At 70.9% G+C, this 21868-nt stretch carries 19 protein-coding genes; 7 read left to right on the forward strand and 12 right to left on the reverse strand.

Annotated features, from left to right (window positions below):
- From AS96_RS14620 to AS96_RS00460, 7 genes are all read right to left on the reverse strand, one after another.
- Positions 1 to 1714 (reverse strand): LGFP repeat-containing protein (locus AS96_RS14620; RefSeq protein ID WP_442921696.1); only part of this gene is annotated, 1714 nt, incomplete at its 3' end.
- Positions 1715 to 1771: 57 nt separating this feature from the next.
- Positions 1772 to 2875: a glycosyltransferase gene (locus tag AS96_RS00435; protein ID WP_036284429.1), complete on the reverse strand. Its 1104-nt coding sequence runs from the start codon at positions 2873 to 2875 to the stop codon at positions 1772 to 1774.
- Between the two features lie 3 nt (positions 2876 to 2878).
- Complete coding sequence (locus tag AS96_RS00440) at positions 2879 to 4351, reverse strand: LCP family protein (RefSeq protein ID WP_036284432.1); 1473 nt, start codon at positions 4349 to 4351, stop codon at positions 2879 to 2881.
- Positions 4348 to 4815, reverse strand: coding sequence for a 5-(carboxyamino)imidazole ribonucleotide mutase (purE, locus tag AS96_RS00445; RefSeq protein WP_036284435.1), 468 nt, complete (start codon positions 4813 to 4815; stop codon positions 4348 to 4350). Before purE ends, AS96_RS00440 begins: the two co-directional genes overlap by 4 nt.
- Before the next feature lie 289 nt (positions 4816 to 5104).
- Positions 5105 to 6220, reverse strand: a complete 1116-nt coding sequence (locus AS96_RS00450; RefSeq protein WP_036284438.1) for a 5-(carboxyamino)imidazole ribonucleotide synthase — start codon at positions 6218 to 6220, stop codon at positions 5105 to 5107.
- Between the two features lie 219 nt (positions 6221 to 6439).
- Positions 6440 to 7003 (reverse strand): PH domain-containing protein, encoded by a 564-nt coding sequence (locus tag AS96_RS00455; protein ID WP_036284441.1) that lies wholly within the window; start codon positions 7001 to 7003, stop codon positions 6440 to 6442.
- An 82-nt stretch (positions 7004 to 7085) separates the two neighbouring features.
- Entirely contained in the window at positions 7086 to 7874 is a 789-nt protein-coding gene (locus tag AS96_RS00460) for a biotin--[acetyl-CoA-carboxylase] ligase (RefSeq protein WP_036284444.1), read from the reverse strand.
- 257 nt (positions 7875 to 8131) lie between these two features.
- Between AS96_RS00460 and AS96_RS00465 the strand changes: the two genes are divergently transcribed.
- Positions 8132 to 9802, forward strand: coding sequence for an acyl-CoA carboxylase subunit beta (locus AS96_RS00465; RefSeq protein ID WP_442921697.1), 1671 nt, complete (start codon positions 8132 to 8134; stop codon positions 9800 to 9802).
- Positions 9803 to 9813: 11 nt separating this feature from the next.
- A complete protein-coding gene (locus tag AS96_RS00470) occupies positions 9814 to 10053 on the forward strand; it encodes an acyl-CoA carboxylase subunit epsilon (protein WP_016463398.1) in 240 nt (79 codons plus the stop codon).
- 244 nt (positions 10054 to 10297) lie between these two features.
- On the opposite strand, the gene AS96_RS00475 is transcribed toward AS96_RS00470, so the two are convergent.
- The 4 genes from AS96_RS00475 to AS96_RS00490 all read right to left on the reverse strand — a co-directional run bounded on the left by AS96_RS00475 (position 10298) and on the right by AS96_RS00490 (position 14649).
- Positions 10298 to 11326 (reverse strand): hypothetical protein, encoded by a 1029-nt coding sequence (locus AS96_RS00475; protein WP_231477023.1) that lies wholly within the window; start codon positions 11324 to 11326, stop codon positions 10298 to 10300.
- A gap of 8 nt (positions 11327 to 11334) precedes the next feature.
- Entirely contained in the window at positions 11335 to 12573 is a 1239-nt protein-coding gene (locus AS96_RS00480) for a sensor histidine kinase (RefSeq protein ID WP_036284447.1), read from the reverse strand.
- Positions 12563 to 13231, reverse strand: a complete 669-nt coding sequence (locus AS96_RS00485; RefSeq protein ID WP_036284450.1) for a response regulator transcription factor — start codon at positions 13229 to 13231, stop codon at positions 12563 to 12565. Before AS96_RS00485 ends, AS96_RS00480 begins: the two co-directional genes overlap by 11 nt.
- A 71-nt stretch (positions 13232 to 13302) precedes the next feature.
- The gene (locus tag AS96_RS00490) at positions 13303 to 14649 is read right to left on the reverse strand and encodes a class I SAM-dependent RNA methyltransferase (protein ID WP_036284453.1); all 1347 of its coding nucleotides are present in this window, start codon (positions 14647 to 14649) and stop codon (positions 13303 to 13305) included.
- Between the two features lie 58 nt (positions 14650 to 14707).
- Here AS96_RS00490 and AS96_RS00495 point away from each other — a divergent pair, with 58 nt between their 5' ends.
- The 3 genes from AS96_RS00495 (at position 14708) to AS96_RS00505 (ending at position 17724) form a co-directional block, all read left to right on the forward strand.
- Complete coding sequence (locus AS96_RS00495; protein WP_005048178.1) at positions 14708 to 15397, forward strand: Maf family protein; 690 nt, start codon at positions 14708 to 14710, stop codon at positions 15395 to 15397.
- Positions 15398 to 15475: 78 nt separating this feature from the next.
- Positions 15476 to 17272, forward strand: a complete 1797-nt coding sequence (locus AS96_RS00500) for an acetyl/propionyl/methylcrotonyl-CoA carboxylase subunit alpha (protein ID WP_036284454.1) — start codon at positions 15476 to 15478, stop codon at positions 17270 to 17272.
- Positions 17273 to 17274: 2 nt separating this feature from the next.
- The gene (locus AS96_RS00505; protein WP_036284456.1) at positions 17275 to 17724 is read left to right on the forward strand and encodes a hypothetical protein; all 450 of its coding nucleotides are present in this window, start codon (positions 17275 to 17277) and stop codon (positions 17722 to 17724) included.
- A 36-nt stretch (positions 17725 to 17760) separates the two neighbouring features.
- Here the strand turns inward: AS96_RS00505 and AS96_RS00510 are convergent, their stop codons facing one another.
- Positions 17761 to 19212 carry an NAD(P)H-quinone dehydrogenase gene (locus tag AS96_RS00510; RefSeq protein ID WP_005048170.1) on the reverse strand — a complete coding sequence of 484 codons (1452 nt, stop codon included), beginning with the start codon at positions 19210 to 19212 and terminating at the stop codon, positions 17761 to 17763.
- Positions 19213 to 19318: 106 nt separating this feature from the next.
- Here AS96_RS00510 and AS96_RS00515 point away from each other — a divergent pair, with 106 nt between their 5' ends.
- Both AS96_RS00515 and AS96_RS00520 read left to right on the forward strand, forming a co-directional pair.
- The gene (locus AS96_RS00515; RefSeq protein ID WP_036284458.1) at positions 19319 to 20152 is read left to right on the forward strand and encodes a purine-nucleoside phosphorylase; all 834 of its coding nucleotides are present in this window, start codon (positions 19319 to 19321) and stop codon (positions 20150 to 20152) included.
- Entirely contained in the window at positions 20149 to 21843 is a 1695-nt protein-coding gene (locus AS96_RS00520) for a phospho-sugar mutase (protein WP_036284460.1), read from the forward strand. Before AS96_RS00515 ends, AS96_RS00520 begins: the two co-directional genes overlap by 4 nt.
- The last annotated feature ends 25 nt before the right edge of the window (positions 21844 to 21868 follow it).

Genomic DNA, 21868 nt, shown 5'->3' on the forward strand with positions numbered 1-21868 from the left:
CCGACGACGAGTAGATGTACCCGCCCTGGAACGCCTGATAACAGCCGCCACCAGCCAACCCACAGACACGATCGGTCGTGGGATAGCCGAGCACGCCATACTCAGCGTTGACGGCAGAATACGCCGCCGCAAAGTCGGTAGTCAGAGCGTGTGCTCCGGAACGCGGTGCGCTAAAGATGAGCCCGCCCTCAAACGCCTGGTAGCAGCCGCCATCGGTCAAGCCACATTCCCGCACACCGACGGGGTACCCGAGCGCTCCCCATTCGAAGTCGGGGGCCCACGCTCCACGGATGTCCGAAAGGACCGCGAACGCGTAGCCCGCGGGGTTCCGGAATATCTGTCCACCCTCGAACGCCTGATAACACCCGCCCCGGGAAAGCCCACACTGGATGGCTGCAACCGGGTACCCAAGGCTTCCCCATTCGGCTTCTGCGGCCGAGTATGCCCTTTGCATTAGAGACTCCACGGCGTACGAGCCCATCGCTGAGCTATAGATCACTGCATTCTCAAAGACTTGGTAGCACCCACCCTTCGTTAGCCCGCAGGTCGTGTTACCCGTGGGGTAACCGTGCGGACCCCACTCGAAGGATGGCCCCCACCCGGCGCGAATCGCCTGGGAGACGTCGAAGACCCCGCCCGCAGGGGAGATGAAGATGTATCCCCCGGCGAATGGTTGGTAGCACCCGCCACGAGCGAGACCGCATTCTTCATTGGCGGTGGGCAGACCAAGGTAGCTCAACCTTCCACCTATCGCGTCATAGCGGGCCTTGATAGCTCCCGCGACGACCGGCTGCTCGGCGAACCCGAACCAGTCCGCGAAGTACTGGTAGAAGTTGCGGTTGCCGTAGCTGGAGCATCCATCGCCCAGTCCATAGCCGGCCGCGAGGGCCGCCGCATTGGGCTGGTAGGGCGTGTAGTTGTAGAGGGCCGCCGTCGCGTAGTTCTGGATGTTCAGGTTCGTACCACCGCAGGCGGTGTTGGGGTTGTACCCGATCCAGTTGACGCCGGGCTGCTTCGCGAACTTCGCAGCCTTGTACGTCTTCAGTTGCTGCGTGCCCTTGAGGATCTGCGGACCAACTCCCGCAAAGGCGGGGTCGCAGGGAGCGGTGTCGGGGCAGGATGCGCCCATGGCGGCCTTCAGGTTCCAGTCCGACGGTTCCTTGCTCGTCGTCAGCCCCTGTTCCTTCTGCAGTGTCACGAGGATGACCTTGGCGGAGATACCGCACGCCGCCTGCACGCGGTAGATCAGCTCCGACACCTTCATCGATCCGCCCTGGATGGCGGAACAGATGAGGTTTCCGGTCGTCTGCGAGTACACGGCGTCGCGTGACGAGATCCCTGCCGTCAGCACGTTCAGGCATTTGCCGTTGCGGCACGCCCCGATCTTGCTATCCAGGAACGCCTGAATCTCGGCGGACGACATCGCATTGCCGTCGTAGAAGAGCGCGTCGGAGATGATGTTCTCGGGGTTGAAGCCGACGACGGCCGCTGCCTTCACAATGCCCGCGTCAACAGTCGCCGAGTCGGCGATCGTCGATGCGGTGAGGTCTGCGGGGCTCGTCGCCGAGGCGCTCGAGGGCGACGCAGCCAGCAACGACAGGACCAGAGCGAACGTCGCGACGACGGCGCTCCATCCTGCGCGGGATGCCGGCCGGAGCGCGCGACGGGGGGATCGGCTTCGGGTACGCACGTGACCATTGTGGCTGAAGGTCACTCGATATACAGGGCGCACCGTCCCCGACACGCCAAAGACACGCCGATCCCGGCAGCCTCAGAGGTCCGCGTGCAGCTGCCAGACGCGCTCCGCGGCGCCCAGCCACGAGAACGCGCGGCCCCGGTCTCCGGCCAGCACGGCGTAGCGCTCGACGGCCGCGGTCGACCCGAGCACCTCTGCCAGCCCTGGCGCGATGTCGCCGACCACTCCCCCGTCGAGCACGACCTCGCGGTGCGATTCCGACTCCGCTGCCACCACGGGCACGCCGACGGCGAGCGCCTCCACCACCCGCCACGGGAACGCCGTCAGCTCCGAAGGCGCGACCAGCGCGACAGCGGCACCCAGCACCGCTGCCCGATCGGCATCCTCCAGCGCACCGCGCACGTGCACCCGCTGCTGTGCGACGCCCGCCGCGGCGGCCAGGTCGAGCACCGCCGGCTCGTCCCCCTCGGGCGCGTCCAGCACGACGACCGGCAGATCCGTGCCCGCCGCCGCGATCGCCGCGAATCCCGCCGCAAGTCCCGCCGACGGCGCCGACGACCCGGACATCACGACGCACCCATCCGGCACGGTCAGCGCCCGCCGGCGCCCCACCTCGTCGGTCGGCACTCGGAACCCTGCCGGCGCCGCCCCCGAGATCACGCGGATCCGGTCGCCGAACGCACCCAGCTCCGCCAGCCGCGACGCCGCCGCATGCGTCGGCACGACGACGGCATCGGCGTGCTTGACCGCCCGCTTGAGCATCGCCTTGTGCCACGTCACCGCGGCCCGATGCAGCTCGCCCGGCCGCTCCCACGCATCCAGATCCCACAGCGTCACGACGGTCTGATCGTGATCGTGCACCCGATCGTGCTTGACGAGCGGCGCCAGCAGCGTCGGCGAATGGATCATGCCCCCGCCGACCCCCGGAGCGACGCCCAGCTGCCACGACGCCGCCAGCTCCCGCCGCGCGAGCGGCATCCGCGCCAGCGACGCCAACCCCGGCACCGCGCCCTCCACCGTCCCGGCGACATCCGCGCCCGACGGCACGATCGCCGCGACCTCGCACCCGCTCGGCGCCGACGCCACGAGCGCCCGCGCAAGCTCCCGCGATGCCATCGCCAGATCGGCATCCGTCGGGGAAACGACCTGATCCAGCACGACCCGCAGCACCGCCGACACCGCTCAGCCCTCCGGCGTGGGTGTCGGCGACGGCGGATACAGTGCCTGCTGGATGAGCTCCCGCACGTGCGCGTACGCTTCGGGCGTCGGGTTGTCGGTGTCGATCCCCGCGCCATCGAGCGTGAGTTCCAGCGTCTGCACGGGCTGGTCCTTCGCCTTCACGGCCAAGTTCACGAAGAAGCCCAGCAGCGACGACGGAATGTCCGTCTGCACGAGGTCCTCCCCCGCCGCCGCGACCTCCTGGAAGCGCGTCAGCACGTTCGCCGGGTTCGCTTGCGCGAGAATCGCCTGCTGCAGTTCGCGCTGCCGCCGCATTCGGTCGGCGTCGCTCGTCGTGTATCGCGACCGCGCATACCACTGCGCCGTGTCGCCGTCCATGTGCTGCGGCCCGGCCTCGATCCAGCCGATCGCCCAATCCTCGGCGCTCTGTCCGTCATACGCGGGACCGCCGCCCTTCGGCAGCCGTTCCTGAACCGTGATGTCCACCCCGCCGAGCGCGTCGACGATGTCGGCGAACCCCTTCATGTCGACGAAGGCATAGTACGGAATCTCGATCCCGAGGATTCCCTCCGCGGCATCCTTCGTCGCCTCGATCGCCGGCGTGGAACTGTTCGCCGCGGCATCCGGATACAGACCCGCGCCACGATCCTCGCGACAGACCTCCACCGCGTTCATCAGCTGATTGATCCCGGGACCCCAGCCACACGTCTGCGAGATGTGCCCCTCGAGCCCGTCGGGATACAGATCCTGCATCGGCCCCGCCGAGAACGGCACGTGCGCGAGATCGCGCGGGATGCCGGTGATGTGCACCGCCCCGGTATCGGCATTCACCGACACCACGGAGATGCTGTCGAACCGCATCGAATCGCGCCCAAGGCCACTGTCGGCCCCCAGCAGCAGGATGTTGTAGTACCCGTTGGACGGCGGCACCGGCGGCGCGTTGTTCGTGAAGATGGATGCCAGGGCCTCCCGCGCGGGCGCGAGAAGCTGCTGCGCGGCGTAGACAGCGCCGCCCGACCCGAGGACGAGCCCCAGGATCGCCGTCACCGCGACAAGCGGACGCGCCCCCGGCCGTGTCTTCACCAGCCGCACGAGCCGCAGCGTGTCGACGGTCAGCACGACCCACAGCACGGCGTACGCCAGCAGCACGAGCTGCACCACGAGCAGGACGAACCCGTTGACGCCCAGGTCGACGATCAGCGTCGGCCACACCAGCGCCGCGACGAGCGTCAGCACGACCAGCACCCACATCACGAGGGTCGCGGCGAGCCCGACCCGGCCGAGCCGCCGGTTGCCGGCCAGCACCTGCACGGAACCGGGCACGAGGAAGTTCATCGCCACGAGCCACCACGCCCGCCGCGTCATCACCTGCGGTGACCGGGTGTCGGGTCGGCGGATGGGCTGCTCGCCCAGGATCACCCCGGCCGAGGTGCCCCGCGGCGATGCCGGCGGACGAGGCGGAGCCGACACGCTCACAGCGAGTCCTTCAGCCGGCGGTTCTTCTCCTCGACCTGCTCCTCGAGCGCGCGGGCATACTGCTCGACACGGTCGGCGAGGCGGTCGTCGGCGGCGCCGAGAATGCGCGCCGCCAGCAGCCCCGCGTTCTTCGCGCCGTTGATCGAGACGGTCGCCACCGGGATGCCGGCGGGCATCTGGACGATGCTCAGCAGCGAATCGAGCCCGTCGAGCGTCGCGAGCTGCACCGGAACGCCGATCACTGGCAAGGCCGTCACCGACGCCAGCATGCCCGGCAGATGCGCGGCGCCGCCGGCTCCGGCGATGATGATCTTCAGCCCCCGCTCACGCGCCTCACGCCCGTAGCGCAGCAGCTTGTCGGGGGTGCGGTGCGCCGAGACGACCTCGACCTCGTGCGCGATCGTGAACTCGCTGAGCACCTGCGACGCGTCACTCATGACGCGCCAGTCGGAATCCGATCCCATGACGACGCCGACGAGGGGGGATGCCGAGGAATGCAGGGGCCGTGTCACCCGACAAGGTTAGGGCGGCAGGCTGGAAGATCGCCGGAGCGGCGCGCGGCGCGGGGCGGGTCACGCCGTTTCGTCTCGGTCGCTGGCGCTCCCTCGCTCAACGACCAGCGGGCGCGGGACACACCGGTCGTTGAGCGAGCGAGGAACGAGCGAGACGAAACGGCATCAGCGGACCGGGGCGGGTTGCGGCGTTTCGTCTCGGTCGCTGGCGCTCCCTCGCTCAACGACCGCGGTGCGGGGGTCAGTCGGCGAAGAAGGCCGCGGCGGCGCGGGCCTCGTAGACGACGGCGTCGAGATCGTCGCCGACGGCGTTGACGTGCCCGACCTTGCGACCCGGCCGGGGCGCCTTGCCGTACGTGTGCACCTTCACCGCCGGATGGGCCTCGAGAACGGCAGGGAACCGGCTCTCGAGCGTGCCGTCCACCGGGCCGCCCAAGATGTTCACCATCACCGACCACGGCTGCCGTGGCGCAGGATCGCCGAGCGGCAGGTCGAGCACGGCGCGCACATGCTGCTCGAACTGTCCCGTCACGGCCCCGTCCTGCCCCCAGTGCCCGCTGTTGTGCGGACGCATCGCCAGCTCGTTCACCAGCAGCCGGTCATCGGTGGTCTGGAACAGCTCCACCGCCAGCATCCCGGTCACGCCCAGCCCTTCCGCGATGGCGGAGCCGATGGATGCCGCGACCTCCGTCAGCCGCGTCGACCCGTGCGGTGCGGGCGCGATGACCTCGGCGCACACCCCATCGCGCTGCACCGTCTCGACGACCGGATAGGCGACGAGCTGACCCGACGGCCGCCGCGCCACCTGCTGTGCGAGCTCGCGCGTGAAGTCCACCAGCTCCTCGGCGAGCAGTTCGCCGTCGTCGAACCAGTCGGCGACTTCCTCGGGGTCTGCGACGACGCGCACGCCCTTGCCGTCGTACCCCCCGCGCGGCGTCTTCACGACAGCCCGCCCGCCGTGCTCGTCCAGGAAGGACTGCAGGCCCGCGGCATCCGTCACCCTCGCCCACTCCGGCTGCGGCATGCCGAGCCCGGCCAGCCGCGCCCGCATGCGCAGCTTGTCCTGTGCGAACTGCAGGGCGTCCGGCCCCGGATGGACCGCGATGCCGTCGGCGATCAGGGCGCGCAGCACCTCCTGCGGCACGTGCTCGTGGTCGAAGGTCAGCACGTCGACGCCCCGCGCGAACGCGCGCACCGTCTCGAGGTCGCGGTAATCGCCGGTCGCGGTCGCCGCCAGCGCCGCGGCCATGCCGGGCTCCTCGGCGAGCACGCGCACGTCGACGCCGAGCTCCACCGCCGGAGCGATCATCATGCGGGCCAGCTGCCCGCCCCCGACGATCCCGAGTGTCAGCGCCATACGTGCTCCCTTTCGTCTCGTCCATCCTCCCAGGTCGACAGGCGGGATACCGCGCCATCCCCCGCGAGAGAACAACTGCGCGCCGAGAGCACGGGCAACACCCGTTCCCTCGGCGGGCAGTTGTTCTTTCGGCGCCTGAGCGTGTTCTTTCGTCGCCTGAGCGTCGCAACCGGCCGTCGCCGAGCCGAGCGAGGCGGATGCCGGGGCCCGCGCCGCGGGTCAGGGAAGCGGCGGCGGGTCGCCGATGACCGGGATGCTGTGCGAATCGCGGTGGGCGAGGATCTGGCTCACCTCGACCTGGTCGCTGAGCACTTCGTGCACGAGCCGGACGGCCGGGATGTTCGCCATCCGCAGCGGCTCATCCACCCCGTTCGACAGGGTGAGCGTGCCCGCTCCCCACATCCGCTGCAGCGGCCCGCGACGCTCGGAGATCGTGTACCCGCGGGCGTGCAGCAGCTCGCGCCGGTGGCGGCCGAAGAGGCCCGACTGCGCGATCACCCGTCGCGTCGTGACGGTGTAGGTGTGACCGAGCCACCGGAGGTACGGCAGCAGCACCAGCAGCAGCACGACCGCTCCCGCTGCCGCCCACAGCATCCAGTCTTCGAACGGCTCGGGCAGATTGTCGGTGAAGAAGCCGACCGCGGCCGCGACGGCGACGAGCACGAGAGCCGACCAGAACAGCCGCCGCGCGTGCGGCCGCACGCGCGCGATGCGCAGCTCGGGCGTCGCGGCGCCCGGAGCCGGGGCCGCGGGGCGGCCCGGATACGCCATCGGCTGGGTCACCCCACCATTGTGGCGGCAGATGGGTCACGACCGCCGGATCCCGCCGGGCGCGGCGTGCCCGCGTCGGCAACGCGCCCGCGGGTCAGCGCACGTGCACCACGTCACCGGCGGACACGACGGCTTCGACCCCGTCGGCCGAGACGACGAGCCGCCCGTCGGCGTCGAGCCGCACCGCCGTGCCGTGCAGCGTCGCGCCGTCCGGCAGCGACACCGTGACCTTTGCACCGAGCGTCGCGCAGTGGGCCGCCACGTCATCGGCGACCGCCGCCGAACCGTCGACCGCCAGCCGCGCGATGCCGTCGCGCAGGCCGGTGAGGAAGTCGGCGAGCAGCCGGTCTTCGTCCGCGGTCGCCCCGAGCGCGGCGAATGACGTCGCGGTCGGCACCGGGAGATCCACCTTCGCCATGGTCGTATTGACGCCCGCGCCCAGCACAACCGTGTGCGGGTCGGTCGGCAACACCTCGGCGAGGATGCCGCTGATCTTCAGCCCCTGCACGAGCACATCGTTCGGCCACTTGAGCTGCACATCGCGACCCGCCCGCATCGACGGGAGCTGTGCGGCGACGGCATCCGCCATCGCCACTCCTGCGATGAGGGGAATCCACCCGCGGTCGCTCGTGGCCACCGCGCCCACCCGCAGCAGCACCGAGACGGCGAGCGCCGACCCGGGAGGGGTCGTCCAGGTGCGATCGAGCCGGCCCCGGCCGGCGCGCTGGTCGCGCGTGACCACCACCGACAGGTGCGGGTGCCCGTCGGGGTCGTCCGCGGCATCCCGCAGCAGTTTCGCGTTCGTGGAATCCACCGTCTCGATGACGTGGACGCGGGGTGAGATGGCGGCGGACAGCGGGAATCCCTCGGACGGAATCGGCATGTCGCCACCCTACGCCGAGCGCGCGGTCGAGCGGCGCGGTCGGGCGCGCGGTCGGGCGGTGCGCACGCGGGCCGTCGAGAGCTCCCCCGCGGATTGCGCCGTCAGTTGAGCACAGTGTCGTCGCGCGGGACTGTGCTCGAGCGACTGCCGAACCGGGCACGCCGCCGAACCCGGGCACGCTGCCGAACCAGGGCGCGCCGCGCTCAGAGGAGCTTCGGCACACGAGGACCCACAGCGCATCGGCGCTCTCGTTGTGGATGTTCCCCGACCGCTCGCACGGCCCGCTCGCTAGGGTGGAATGCGTGCCACAGCAGCCCGACCAGCCCGCGCCGTCCGCCTCGTCCGACCAGCCGGACCTGTCCACGACCGCCGGCAAGATCGCCGACCTCCGCGCGCGCTACCAGGAGGCCGTCGTCGACGCCGAGGTCGTCGCCCGCGAGAAGCAGCACGCCAAAGGCAAGATGACCGCCCGCGAGCGGATCGAACTGCTCGTGGATCCGGGCTCGTTCGTCGAGCTCGACGAGTACGTGCGCCACCGCACGAGCGCCTTCGGGATGGACCGCTCCCGTCCGTACGGCGACTCCGTCGTCACCGGCGTCGGCACGATCCACGGCCGCACCGTCGCCGTCTACGCGCAAGACTTCACGACCTTCGGCGGATCGCTCGGCGAGGTCGCCGGCGACAAGATCATCAAGGTCATGGAGTTCGCCCTCCGCGCCGGCATGCCGATCATCGGCATCCTCGACTCGGGCGGCGCCCGCATTCAAGAAGGCGTCGTGGCCCTCGGCAAGTACGGCGAGATCTTCCGCCTGAACACCGCGGCATCCGGCGTCATCCCCCAGATCTCGATCATCATGGGCCCCGCCGCGGGCGGTGCGGTGTACTCCCCCGCCCTCACCGACTTCGTCGTCATGGTGGACAAGACGAGCCAGATGTTCGTCACCGGCCCCGACGTCATCAAGACCGTCACCGGCGAAGACGTCGGCATGGAGGAGCTCGGCGGCGCGTACACGCACAACACCCGCTCCGGCGTGGCGCACTACCTCGCCGAAGACGAGGACGACGCGATCGACTACGTCCGCACCATGGTCGGGTACCTCCCCGACAACAACATGGCCGAGATCCCGGTCTACGAGAACGGGTTCGAGTGGGAGACGACGGATGCCGATCGCGTGCTCAACACGGTCATCCCCGACTCCCCGAACCAGCCCTACGACATCCACCAGGTGATCTCGCACATCGTCGACGACGGCGACTTCCTCGAGGTGCAGCCCCTGTTCGCCCCGAACATCGTCATCGGCCTGGGCCGCGTGGAGGGCCGCACCGTCGGCATCATCGCCAACCAGCCGTCGCAGATGGCCGGTACCCTCAACATCGAAGCCGGCGAGAAGGCGAGCCGTTTCGTCCGCTTCTGCGACGCATTCTCGATCCCGATCCTCACGCTCGTCGACGTGCCCGGCTACCTGCCCGGCACCGACCAGGAGTGGACGGGCGTCATCCGCCGCGGCGCGAAGCTGCTGTACGCGTACGCCGAGGCGACGGTGCCGCTGGTGACCGTGATCCTGCGCAAGGCCTACGGCGGCGCGTACATCGTCATGGGCTCCAAGCAGCTGGGCGCCGACGTCAACCTCGCGTGGCCCACGGCCGAGATCGCCGTCATGGGTGGACAGGGCGCCGTCAACATCCTCTACCGCGGCGAGATCCGCAAGGCCGAGGAGGCCGGCGAAGACGTCGCCGCCGTGCGCCAGCGCCTCGCGAACGAGTACACCTACAACGTCGCGTCACCCTTCCTGGCGGCCGAGCGCGGTGAGCTCGATGGCATCATCGAGCCCGCGCAGACCCGCGTCGCGGTCGCGAAGGCGCTCCGCTCCCTGCGCGGGAAGCGGGCCAGCCTGCCCGCGAAGAAGCACGGTAACATCCCGCTATGAGCACGCCCGCGATGCCCGCGCCGGAGGCGGATCCGCCCGGCGCGGATGCCGTGCACATCGACATCCGTCGCGGAAACCCCACCGCGGAGGAGCTCGCCGCCGTCATCGCCGTCGTCACGGAGGCCTACGAGCGCGAGGCCGCGGATGCGGTCGTCGAAGACGCACCGCTGCGGTCGGCCTGGGAGGTCTCGGCGCGCGGCCTCCGGGCACCCCTGCGTCGCGATGTCGCCTGGGGACGATTCGCGGGCTGAGCCACGGTCGGTCGCTTGTCCCCCAAAATACCTACAGACACAGCTTCTTCCACCGGGAAGAATCGATATCGCTGGAACGCTTCTGCGTTCGGCCGATCTGCTTCATGAGTGGGTCGGCCCTTCGCGAGTCGGTTTTCGGGTAACCACTCGCATGGCGAGGGGCGGGCGGCTTCGCCGCCCCTCGCCTCCTCTTCTTCCAACGGTCTCGTCCCACGGCCGGGGCGGATCTTCCGCCCGCGCGCATTCATGGCCGTCGCGGAATCTCGCTCCACAGATCGACCTCGTCCTCGCCGTCATCGTCGGCCGCCGAGCGACCGACGACGGTGACGGCGACGTCGTCGTGGGTGGCGGCTCGCACGTAGACGCGGTCGGAGTCAGCCTCCGCCAGGACAGCCGCCAGCCGCGATCGAACCGCCGCCCGCTCCGCCGGCGAGAGGCCGTCGAGGCCCCCTTCGTCGAGCACGGACACCGTCGTCCCGCGTTCCCGCGCCGCCGCGAGCGCCGCACGCACATCCGCGTCGAGCAGAGCCGAGCCGCGCAGTTCGTCGCGCAGCGCCTCCTCGGCGATGCGCGCCGCGTGACGCTCGCCCTCGCTCAGCCTCCCCGACGCCTCGATCGTGCGGGTGAGCACCGGCCCGGCCAGGGCGAGGGCACGCTGCACCTGCGTGCGACGTTCGCGCCGGATACCCTCTTGGCTTGCGAGCCACTCCGACGCGGCTCGCTGGAGCGCGGCGAGCTCCGCGGTGTCGCGCGCGGCCCGATCGACGAGCCACGTCAGCAACTGAGCCACCCCCACCCAGAGCACCGCGCCGACCACACCGAGCGCCAGCGCGGCGGCCGGGCCGATCCAGAAGGCCGCTTCAGCGGCGAGGATGACGACCCCGCTCCACGCGACCCACGGGCGGCGGCGCACCATCACGATCGTCAGCAGCGCACCGATGGCTCCCAGGCTCCAGGTGCCGGCATCCGCGCCACGCGCCTCGGGTTCGACGGCGAGCCACGTCGCGTTGGGCACCAGCACCGCCGCGGCGAGCGCGAGCACCGCGGCCCCGGCGGGCAGTACCGGACTGCGCCCGAGGTCGCCGGTGATGGGATCGCGCCGCGTCGGCAGGGCGCCGGAGCTCCAGAAGACGCAGATCCACGTCGTCGCCAGATACAACGCCCCCGCGCTGACCACGACCAGCGGCATCTGCGCCGCGGCCGTCCAGACGAGACCGCCGATCGCGAGATAGGTCGTGAACGCGATCGCCAACGCCGACAGGGTGGCATGCACGCGGAAATTCATCGGGGGAACTCCCAGTCGAGCACCACGAGCGTCCCACCCGTCCCCGTCCGCACGCGCGCACGGCCGCCCACAGCCGCCACGCGCGCGACGATCGAACCGCGGATGCCCAGACGATCATCGGGGATGCCCGCTGGATCGAAGCCGGGGCCCCGATCGATCACCTGAACCCGCAGACGCTGCCTGTCGGCCCGTAACCCCACGCGCAGGCCTTCGCCGTGCGCGTGGACGATGGCGTTGGACACCGCCTGAGTGGCGGCGAGCACGACGGCGCGCGCGACGCGCCCCGGAACGGTCGGGGCAGCCGCATCGATATCGGCCGCGACAGCCGCATTCGCGTCCAGATCGGCGACGACTCTCTCGAGGGCTGCGGCGATCGCCGTCACAGCGACCGGCTCGTCGGGCCCCTCCCCGGCGTCCTGATCGGTGTTGGCGAGCCGGGTCAGCGCCTCGCGCGCCATCGCGGTCGCCAGTGCTTCCTCCCGCGGGGTGCGCGCTCGCTCGGCCGCGATCAACGCCGCCAGCACGCTGTCGTGCATGAGCGCGGCGACAGCGACCCGCTCGGTCTCGGCGGCGTTGTTGGCGGCGGCGACGGCGTAGGAGGCGACAGCGTCGCTGCGCGCCTGATCGATACCCACCGCCACGCCACGCAGCAGACGTCCCAGGGTGATCACCACGGCTGCCAGGATCGCGGCGAACACCGTGTCGCGTGCGACGTCGACGGCGTCAGAGGACGGCCCGCCGAGCTGGGCCAGCCGGGAGATCGCATACAGGATCGGGATCAGGGCCGCCCACGCGATCTGCAGCGGAAGGCCGAAGGCGAGCACCGCCGCGGAGGTGCCCACGTTGAGCAGATACCAGATCCAGGGCGCACCGTCCGCGGCATCCGCACGAGCGTAGGTGACGAGGGGCCAGCAGAGCAGGACGATCGGGAAGACGACCGCGAAGATCCCGGCGACCGTGCGCACCCCCACGCCGGCGACGGATGCCGCGACCATCATCGCGAGCGGGATGAAGACGGCCAGCAGAAGCGGCAGATGCGTCGGCGGCGCCTCCTGGCGCGAGCCCAGCGCGTTGAGGAAGGCCTGCGTGCCCAGCACCGCGCACCCCAGGGCGACGACCGTGCGGATGATCCGCTCGACCCGCGCCTGCGTGAACCGCTCCGCACCCGCGGCGATGTCGCCCAGGGGACGGCGAACCGCCGGGTCGACGGCGATCGGCAGGGGCTCAGTCGTCACCGCGGGTCGCTCCGGCGTGGCCGGGCATGAGACCGTCCTCCATCGCACGGCGGAGCAGATCGACCTTCGTGGGGGCGGGACGACCGACCTCGACGTACTTCGTGCGCACGCGCGTGATGTTCTCCTTCGCCGTGGAATAGGCGATGCCGAGCCGGTCGGCGACCGCCTTCAACGGCAGGCCGGCGGCATACAGTCGCAGCACGTCGCGCTCGCGGTTGGACAGCTGTGCATCGGCGAAAGCACGGTCGCCGTCGACGGCACTGGCCCATTCGACGTTGTCCAGGGCTTCGCCGCGCGCCACCGTGCGGATGGCGGCGATGACGTCGTCGATGCGCGAGGCCTTGCTGATCACACCGGCCGCTCCGGCCGCCAGAGCCTCGCGGACGGCGGCGGGGCGATCGGCGACACTGTGGATGAGCACCGGCGAGCCGTCGGCGATGATGCTGGTCACGTTCTCGGTGACGGTGGTGCCGTCGCCGAGCGTGAGGTCGAGGACGACGATGTCGACGGGAGCCGAGCCCGACCGCTGGCGCCACTCGAGGTAGGCCCGCACGCTGCTGCCGGAGAAGACGACCTCTTTGGTCATGGCACGCGCGCACGCCGCCTCGAGCCCGAGGCGCACGGACTCGTGGTCATCGATGAGGGCGACGCGGGTCATGTCTTCAGCCTAACGAGGCCACTCGAAGGCCCACATCCGACGAAGGAGTGAGGTTCGGGCGGCCCCCGGCGTCACGGTTCGCGCTGCAGGAGCGCCACGGCTTCCACGTGGTGCGAGTGCGGAAACAGGTCGAAAGCCTCGATGCGGCGGACGCCATACCCGCGTTCCCGGAACGCTCCGACATCCCGGGCCAGCGCCACCGGATCGCACGCCACATAGACGACGGATGCCGGTGCGAGCGCCGCGACCGCGTCGACGACCTCCCGCCCCGCGCCGGCGCGCGGTGGGTCGAGCAGCGTGACGCCGCGACCGAGGCGCCCGCGCTCCGCCGCGCTCGCCTGGGCGTGCAACCGCGCGAGGAACCGATCGGCGCGGGCGGTCTCGGCGCGCGCTCCCACCCAGTCGGCGAGGTTCTCCCCCGCATGCTCGGTCGCCCGCGGGTCGGATTCGACCGTGGTGATGCGGGTGGCGGGGCCCCCGAGGGTGCCGAGGGTCGCGGCGAACAGGCCGACACCGCCGTACAGGTCGAGGTGCTGAGCCTCGGGATCGACGCCGTCGGCGTCGGCGAGCAGATCGGCCACGGTGCGGGTCAGGGTGTGCGCGGCGAGGCGGTGCACCTGCCAGAACCCACCCGCGTCGAGCCGGAACGAACGCCCGTCCACGTCCTCGGTGATGATCTCGTGCGCCGCGGCATCCCCTCCCGCACGTGGCGGCGTGCCGCGCCGCGGACCGCCGCCACGGCGGCCCGATCCGGCCCGCACGGGGGTCGAGGCCTCGGGGCGGGGCACGATGCGCACACGGCCGTCGGCGGGCTGGACGAGATCGACCCGGCCTGAGGGAGCCGACAGCGCACGCGCCGCGCGCTGGATCTCGGCCGTAGCGAGAGGCAGCTCCTCCACCTCGATCACGCGGTGGCTGCGGGCCGCGTACGGGCCGACCCGACCGTCGCCGTCGACGTGGAGGCTCACGCGTGTTCGCCAACCGGTCGCGTCGGCGGACTCCTCGGCGACGACCTCTCCCTGCTCCGAGAGGAGAGGACGCGCACCGCGAATGGCCACCGACGGGAGCTCGAGACCGCCGAAGCGCTCGAGGGCGTCACGCAGCACCTGGAGCTTCAGCTCGCGCTGGTACGCCAGCGCGATATGGCCGAAGTCCGCCCCGCCGGGGCGCCGATCGGGGTCGATCTGGACATCGGCGGCCGCCCAGACGTGCGAACGCCGATGCGGCGAGGCATCGAGCACCTCGACGACGGCGCCGCGCCAGAACGACGACTTCGCGGTCTCGGTCAGCCGCACCCGGACGCGTTCCCCGGGAACCGCATCGGAGACGAACACGACCCGCCCCTCATGACGTGCGATGAACACGCCACCATGGGCCACATCGGTGATGTCGAGGTCGAGGAGGTCTCCGGGGTTCATCCTTCGATGCTGTCACGGATCGCCGACCCCGCACGCGACGGACCGTACGCTGGACGGCATGCGCGTGTGCCTCGCCTCCACTTCGCCCGCCCGCCTCATGCTCATGCGCCAGGCGGGCATCGAGCCGCTGCTGCGTGCGCCTGACGTCGACGAGGAGGCCGTCATCGACGAGGTGCAGGAGCGGGAGGCGCGCATCCTGCCTCCTGACGAGCACGTTCTGCTGCTCGCGCGACGCAAAGCCGCCGACGTCGCGGTCTCCCTCGTGCGCGATCTGCCCGACTTCGACGGAGTCGTCGTCGGCGGCGACTCCATGTTCGAGATCGACGGTCAGGTGCTCGGCAAGCCGCTGCGACCCGAGATTGCCGTGGCGCGGTGGGAGCAGATGCGAGGCAAGACGGGCGTGCTGCATTCGGGCCACAGCGTCATCCGGGTCCGCCCCGGACAGCCGGCGCGCGAAGAGCACGCCGTGGCCGCCGCCGCGGTCACGTTCGTCTCGGACATCTCGGATGCCGAGATCGCCGCGTATGTCGCGACCGGCGAGCCGTTGCAGGTGGCCGGAGCGTTCACGGTGGACAGCCTGGGCGGGCCCTTCATCGAGCGCGTCGACGGCGATCCGTCCACGGTGGTGGGCATGTCGCTGTCGACGGTGCGCCGCCTGTGCAACGCGCTCGGCATCGCCTGGACCGATCTGTGGAGGTCGGCCCCCTCCCGATCGGGCAGCGCGCCGGACGACGGCGCGTCTTCGTAGGCTCTCACACACGAATCGCCGACGATCTTGTGCGGTTGATCCAAAGGAGCATGCTCTCCCGTGGGTAGGCTGGCATCCATGCCACGCTCACTGGACCTGACGTCCCCGCGCCCGCAGATCACGAAAGTGCTCGTCGCGAACCGCGGAGAGATCGCGGTCCGAGTGATCCGCGCCGCCCGCGACTCGGGGAAGGCATCGGTGGCGGTCTACGCCGACCAGGACCGCGACGCCATGCACGCCAAGCTCGCCGACGAGGCGTACGCGCTCGAGGGCGCCACGAGCGCCGACACCTACCTGTCGATCGAGAAGATCCTCTCGGTCGCCCGCCGCTCCGGCGCCGACGCGGTGCACCCCGGCTACGGCTTTCTCGCGGAGAATGCGGAATTCGCTCGCGCCGTCACCGCCGCCGGCATGATCTGGATCGGCCCGTCACCCGAGGCGATCGAGGCTCTGGGCGACAAGGTCACGGCCCGCCACGTCGCCGAGAAGGTGGGCGCTCCCCTGGCCCCGGGCACCCCGGGGCCAGTCGCCGGGGCCGATGAGGTCGTCGCCTTCGCCGAGCAGGTGGGCCTTCCCATCGCGATCAAGGCCGCCTACGGCGGCGGCGGACGCGGTCTCAAGGTCGCCCGCGAGCTCGACGAGGTCGCCGAGCTGTTCGAGTCGGCCACCCGCGAGGCGGTCGCGGCCTTCGGCCGCGGCGAATGCTTCGTGGAGAAGTACCTCGACAAGCCGCGCCACGTCGAGACGCAGTGCCTCGCGGATGCCGAGGGCAACGTCGTCGTCGTGTCGACGCGCGACTGCTCGCTGCAGCGACGCCATCAGAAGCTCGTCGAGGAGGCGCCCGCGCCGTTTTTGACCGCCGCGCAGAAGGAGACGCTCTACGCATCGTCGAAGGCGATCCTCCGCGAGGTCGGGTACGTCGGGGCGGGCACGTGCGAGTTCCTCATCGGCGCCGACGGCACGATCTCGTTCCTCGAAGTGAACACCCGCCTGCAGGTCGAGCACCCCGTCTCCGAGGAGGTCACCGGCATCGACCTGGTGCGCGAGCAGTTCCGTCTCGCCGAGGGCGGCAGCCTCGACTACGACGACCCCGAGCCGCTCGGCCACTCGATCGAGTTCCGCATCAACGGCGAAGACCCGGGCCGCGGGTTCCTTCCCCAACCCGGACGCATCCACCAGTTCAAGACGTTCGGCGGCCCCGGCATCCGCCTGGACTCCGGTGTCACCGCGGGCGACAGCGTCTCCGGCGCGTTCGACTCGCTGCTGGGCAAGCTCATCGTCACCGGCCGCGATCGCGCCGAGGCGCTGGAGCGCTCGCGTCGCGCCCTCGACGAGTTCGAGGTCGCGGGCATGCCCACCGTGCTGCCCTTCCACCGCAAGGTCGTCCGCGACCCCGCGTTCACCGCGGAAGACGGTCACTTCGGCGTGTTCACGCGCTGGATCGAGACCGAGTTCGTCAACGACATCGCGCCGTGGGACGGCGAAGCCGAAGCCCCGGCCGGCGCCGAGCCGCGCCACACCGTTGTCGTCGAGGTGTCGGGCAAGCGCCTCGAGGTGAGCCTGCCGGACCGCATCGCGGCGGCCCCGGCCAAGATCGGTCGCCCCGTGGCGGCGCCGCCCTCGCGCCGCTCGCACGCGCCCTCGGCGGTCGCCGGTGCGTCCGGCGACGCGGTCACGTCGCCGATGCAGGCCACCGTGGTCAAGGTCGCCGTCGAAGAAGGCCAGTCGGTGGTCAAGGGCGACCTGGTCGTCGTCCTGGAGGCCATGAAGATGGAGCAGCCCATCCCCGCCCACAAGGACGGTGTCGTGGGCGCCATCAACGCCGACCCGGGCACGACCGTCTCTGCCGGCCACCAGCTGCTCACGATCTCCTGATCATGCGTCCGGCCCGCTCACGTCCGATCCTGGCGACGGGCGCGGCCTGCCTCCTGGCTCTCACCCTGGCCGGATGCAGCACCGGCCCGTCGGATGCCGACCGCGCGGCGTGGACCGCATGGTCGACCGCGATCGTGGGCACGACCCCGAACACGGCCGCGAGCGCCCCGATCACAGCCTCCGCCGCGCGCGGCATCACTCTCGAGTTCTCCCCCGCGACGGCGTTTCGCGCCGTGGAGCTGCGCTGCATCGGCGCCGCGCGCGCCGAGTTCGCGCTCACCTACGTCGCGGGAAGCTCGACCGTGGGGACACAGCAGGACATCGTCTGTCAGAACGGCGCCCTGCGCACCCCCATCGCCATTCCCACCGCGATGCAGAACCTCACCTCGTTCACCGTCTCGGCAACCTCGTCGGACGGCGAAGGTGTTTGGACCGCGCAGCTCCAGCGGTAAGAGGCGCGCGCACGCGCGAGCCGGCGGCGAGAGCGCTCAGCCGAAGAAGTCGTCGTCGCGGTTGACGAGGTGCATCGCGCGGGTCGCGTCCGTGATCGACGCGCTGAGCGAGGGGAAGACGGCGAACACGCGCGAGACCTGATCCACGGTCAGCCGACGCTCGACGGCGATCGCGATCGGGTAGATGAGCTCGGAGGCACGCGGGGCGACGATCACGCCACCGATGACGGTGCCGCTGCCCTCGCGCGCGATGATCTTGACGAAGCCGTCGGTGATGCCCATCATCTTCGCGCGGGCGTTCGCCGCGAGGGGCAGCTTGTAGACATAGCCGTTGATGGCGCCCGTCTCGAGGTCCTTCTCCTGACGGCCGACGGTGGCGATCTCGGGCGCCGTGAAGATGTTCGCGGTGATGCGGCGACGCTCCAGCGGGATGACGGTGTCGCCGAGCGCGTGGAAGATCGCGGTGCGCCCCTGCATGGCGGCCACTGAGGCCAGCGGAACGAAGGTCGTGCAGTCGCCGGCGGCGTAGATGTTCGGCACCGAGGTGCGGGCGACGCGATTGACGCGGATGTGACCCGACGCGGTCAGCTGCACGCCGGCATCCTCGAGTCCGATACCCGAGGTGTTCGGGATCGAGCCGACGGCGAGCAGGCAGTGGCTGCCCTCGACCGTACGGCCGTCCGAGAGCGAGACGACGACACCGTCGGCGGTGCGCTCGACCCCCTCGGCGCGCGACTTCGACATCACCGTCATGCCGCCCCGGGTGAAGACCTTCTCCAGGACCGCGGCGGCGTCGGCGTCCTCGCCCGGGAGCACCTGATCGCGGCTGGAGATGAGCGTCACCTTGGCGCCCAGGTTCATGTAGGCAGAGGCGAACTCGGCACCGGTGACGCCGGAGCCGACGACGATGAGGTGCTCGGGAAGCGCCTTCATGTCGTAGAGCTGCGTCCACGTGAGGATCCGCTCTCCGTCGGGGCGGGCGGTGGGCAGCTCGCGGGGCGAGGCGCCGACCGCGACGACCAGGGTGTCGGCCTCCACGCGATCGAAATCGGTTCCGCCGGGGCCGGTGGCCACGACGATCGCGTGATGGCCGTCCAGACGCCCGTGTCCGGAGATGATGCGCACACCGGCATCGACCAGCTGCGCGCGCATGTCATCGGACTGCTGGCGAGCGAGCGAGAGCAGGCGCTTGTTGACCGCGGCGAGGTTGATCGCGACCTCGGGCTTGAGCGCGACACCGCTCTCCCCCTTCGCGAAGAACTGCACGCCGAGGTCGGAGGCCTCCGAGATGGCGACCGCAGCATCCGCCGTCGCAATAAGGCTCTTGGAGGGGACGACATCGGTGATCACAGCCGCGCCGCCCACGCCCGCACGCTCCACGAGGGTGACGTCCGCGCCGAGCTGTGCCGCCGCGAGCGCCGCTTCATAGCCTCCGGGACCGCCCCCGAGGACGGCGACCGACTGGGTGTTCACGAAGCTCGAGGACATTGCTCCATTCTCTCAGGCCCCCGGCGTCGTCCCGTGTCGCTGCGATGACGTCGATCGGCGCACGAGGCGAGTGGCCCGCCGGAGCCGCGGTTCCTAGAGTGGGAACATGTCCGACATGAACACCAACCCGCTCGACGACCCTTCTGCCGACCCGTTCGAGGTGGCCGCGCGCGCCGCCGGCGACATCGCACGCCTCACCGGCGTCGAACGGCACGACATCGCGCTCACGCTCGGCAGCGGTTGGGGCAAGGCGGCCGACCTCGTCGGCGAGACGACCGCGACGATTCCCGCGACCGATGTCACCGGCTTCAGCGCGCCCGCACTGGCCGGCCATGTCGGATCGATCCGCAGCATCGTCACCCCCGAGGGAAAGCGCGTGCTCGTGATCGGCGCCCGCACGCACTACTACGAGGGACACGGCGTCCGCCGGGTCGTCCACAGCGTCCGCACGGCCGCCGCGACCGGAGCGACGACGATGGTGCTCACCAACGGAGCCGGCGGCATCAAGGAGACGTGGACGCCCGGGACGCCCGTGCTCATCAGCGACCACATCAACCTGACGGCCGACTCGCCGCTGGAGGGGGCGACGTTCATCGACCTCACCGATCTGTACTCGTCGCGCCTGCGAGAGCTCGCCCGCACGGTCGATCCGACCCTCGACGAAGGCGTGTACTGCCAGTTCCGCGGCCCGCACTACGAGACCCCCGCAGAGGTGCAGATGGCCAAGACCATCGGCGGCCACATCGTCGGCATGTCGACGGCGCTCGAGGCGATCGCCGCGCGTCAGGCCGGGATGGAGGTGCTGGGCTTCTCCCTCATCACCAACCTCGCCGCCGGCATCCAGAAGACCCCGCTCAGCCACGCCGAGGTCATCGAGGCCGGCCAGGCCGCCGAGCCCGTGATCTCCGCGCTGCTGGCTCGCGTGATCGGGCAGCTGTGAGCGGCGCGGATGCCGCGGGGACGACCGTGCTCGACGCGGCGCGCGCCTGGCTCGCGCAGGATCCCGACGAGGTCACCCGCGCGGAGCTGAGTGCCATCGTGGATGCCGCGGCCAGCGGCGACGAGGCGGCATCCGCCGACCTCGCCGATCGTTTCGGTTCCCGCCTGCAGTTCGGCACGGCCGGACTGCGGGGACGGCTGGGAGCCGGCAGCAACCGCATGAACCGGGTGCTGGTGTCTCAGGCCGCCGCGGGATTCGCCGCCTACCTGCGTGGGAAGGCTGCGCCGGGAACGACACCACTCGTGGTCATCGGCTACGACGGGCGTCGCAATTCGGACGTGTTCGCCCGCGACTCGGCGGAACTGTTCGCGGGGGCCGGCCTGCGGGCGGTGCTGCTTCCGCGGATGCTCCCCACTCCGGTGCTGGCCTTCGCGGTGCGCCACCTCGGCGCCGCCGCCGGCGTCATGGTGACGGCGTCGCACAACCCGCCGGACGACAACGGCTACAAGGTGTACCTCGGCGGCGCCGACCACGGCTCACAGATCATCTCCCCCGCCGACGCCGAGATCGCGGCGCACATCGACCGGATCGCGGCGACCTCGGCGGTCCCCGACCTGGCTCGCGCCGAGTACGAGGTCGCGGACGAGTCCGTCATCACCGCCTACGTCGCCGCCACCGCGGCCGTCGCCCCCGCTACCGCGGGTGCGGCCGGCATGAACTGGGTGTACACGGCCATGCACGGTGTCGGTTCCGAGACCCTGCACGCGATCCTCGAGCTCGCCGGCTATCCCCGACCCACCGTCGTGGAGGCGCAGATCGTTCCCGACGGGCGCTTTCCGACCGTCGCCTTCCCCAATCCGGAGGAGCCGGGGGCCATGGACCTCGCGTTCGAGACGGCTCGCGCCGTCGGCGCCGAGTTCGTGATCGCCAACGATCCCGATGCCGATCGCCTGGCCGTCGCCCTGCCCGACGAGACCGCGCCCGGGGGCTGGCGCCGCCTGACCGGCAACGAGATCGGGCTGCTGCTCGGGTGGCGTGCCGCCGCCCGCGCCGTCGAACGCGGTGAGACGGGATCGCTGGCCTGCTCGCTGGTGTCGTCCCCCGGCCTGCAGAGCGTCGCGGAGCACTACGGTCTCGACTTCCACGCGACGCTGACGGGCTTCAAGTGGATCTCGCGCGCGCCCGGCATCCTCTACGGTTTCGAAGAGGCCCTCGGCTACCTGGTCAACCCCGAGACGGTACGCGACAAAGACGGCATCTCCGCCGCGGTGGCGATTCTCGGCATGATCGCCGAGGCCCGCGAGCGCGGCGAGAGCCTCGCGGATCTGTTGCGGAGCTTCCCGGAGACGTTCGGCTTCTTCGCGTCGGGGCAGGTGTCGCTGCGCGTCGACGATCTGTCGATGATCGGGCGCATCATGTCGGCGCTTCGCCAGGCATCGCCTGCTCGGGTGGGCGATGTCGCGGTGACCGGCATCGACGACCTGCTGACGGGCACCGGCGGCGTGCCGGCCAGCGACGTGCTGCGGCTGTGGCTGGAGGACGGGTCGCGCCTGATCGTGCGCCCGAGCGGCACCGAGCCCAAGCTGAAGGCGTACCTGGATGTGCGCGGCGCATCGGCGGACGACGCACAGGAGCGGCTCGCCGCTCTGGATGCCGGCACGCGGGCGCTGATCGCCGCGGCGCAGGGGTGAGTGCGGCGGTGGGGCGACCCGGGGA

The sequence above is a fragment of the Microbacterium sp. MRS-1 genome, assembly GCF_000585455.1.
GTDB lineage: Bacteria > Actinomycetota > Actinomycetes > Actinomycetales > Microbacteriaceae > Microbacterium > Microbacterium laevaniformans.

What these genes read in the sequence shown, in the direction of transcription:
- purE (WP_036284435.1), bottom strand. Translation starts at nt 4,815, where the DNA reads ATGGGATCGGATTCCGACTGGCGCGTCATGAGTGACGCGTCGCAGGTG.
- AS96_RS00450 (WP_036284438.1), bottom strand. Translation starts at nt 6,220, where the DNA reads ATGGCGCTGACACTCGGGATCGTCGGGGGCGGGCAGCTGGCCCGCATG.
- AS96_RS00460 (WP_036284444.1), bottom strand. Translation starts at nt 7,874, where the DNA reads ATGCCGATTCCGTCCGAGGGATTCCCGCTGTCCGCCGCCATCTCACCC.
- AS96_RS00465 (WP_442921697.1), top strand. Translation starts at nt 8,132, where the DNA reads ATGTTCCCCGACCGCTCGCACGGCCCGCTCGCTAGGGTGGAATGCGTG.
- AS96_RS00470 (WP_016463398.1), top strand. Translation starts at nt 9,814, where the DNA reads ATGCCCGCGCCGGAGGCGGATCCGCCCGGCGCGGATGCCGTGCACATC.
- AS96_RS00485 (WP_036284450.1), bottom strand. Translation starts at nt 13,231, where the DNA reads ATGACCCGCGTCGCCCTCATCGATGACCACGAGTCCGTGCGCCTCGGG.
- AS96_RS00490 (WP_036284453.1), bottom strand. Translation starts at nt 14,649, where the DNA reads ATGAACCCCGGAGACCTCCTCGACCTCGACATCACCGATGTGGCCCAT.
- AS96_RS00495 (WP_005048178.1), top strand. Translation starts at nt 14,708, where the DNA reads ATGCGCGTGTGCCTCGCCTCCACTTCGCCCGCCCGCCTCATGCTCATG.
- AS96_RS00500 (WP_036284454.1), top strand. Translation starts at nt 15,476, where the DNA reads ATGCCACGCTCACTGGACCTGACGTCCCCGCGCCCGCAGATCACGAAA.
- AS96_RS00505 (WP_036284456.1), top strand. Translation starts at nt 17,275, where the DNA reads ATGCGTCCGGCCCGCTCACGTCCGATCCTGGCGACGGGCGCGGCCTGC.
- AS96_RS00510 (WP_005048170.1), bottom strand. Translation starts at nt 19,212, where the DNA reads ATGTCCTCGAGCTTCGTGAACACCCAGTCGGTCGCCGTCCTCGGGGGC.
- AS96_RS00515 (WP_036284458.1), top strand. Translation starts at nt 19,319, where the DNA reads ATGTCCGACATGAACACCAACCCGCTCGACGACCCTTCTGCCGACCCG.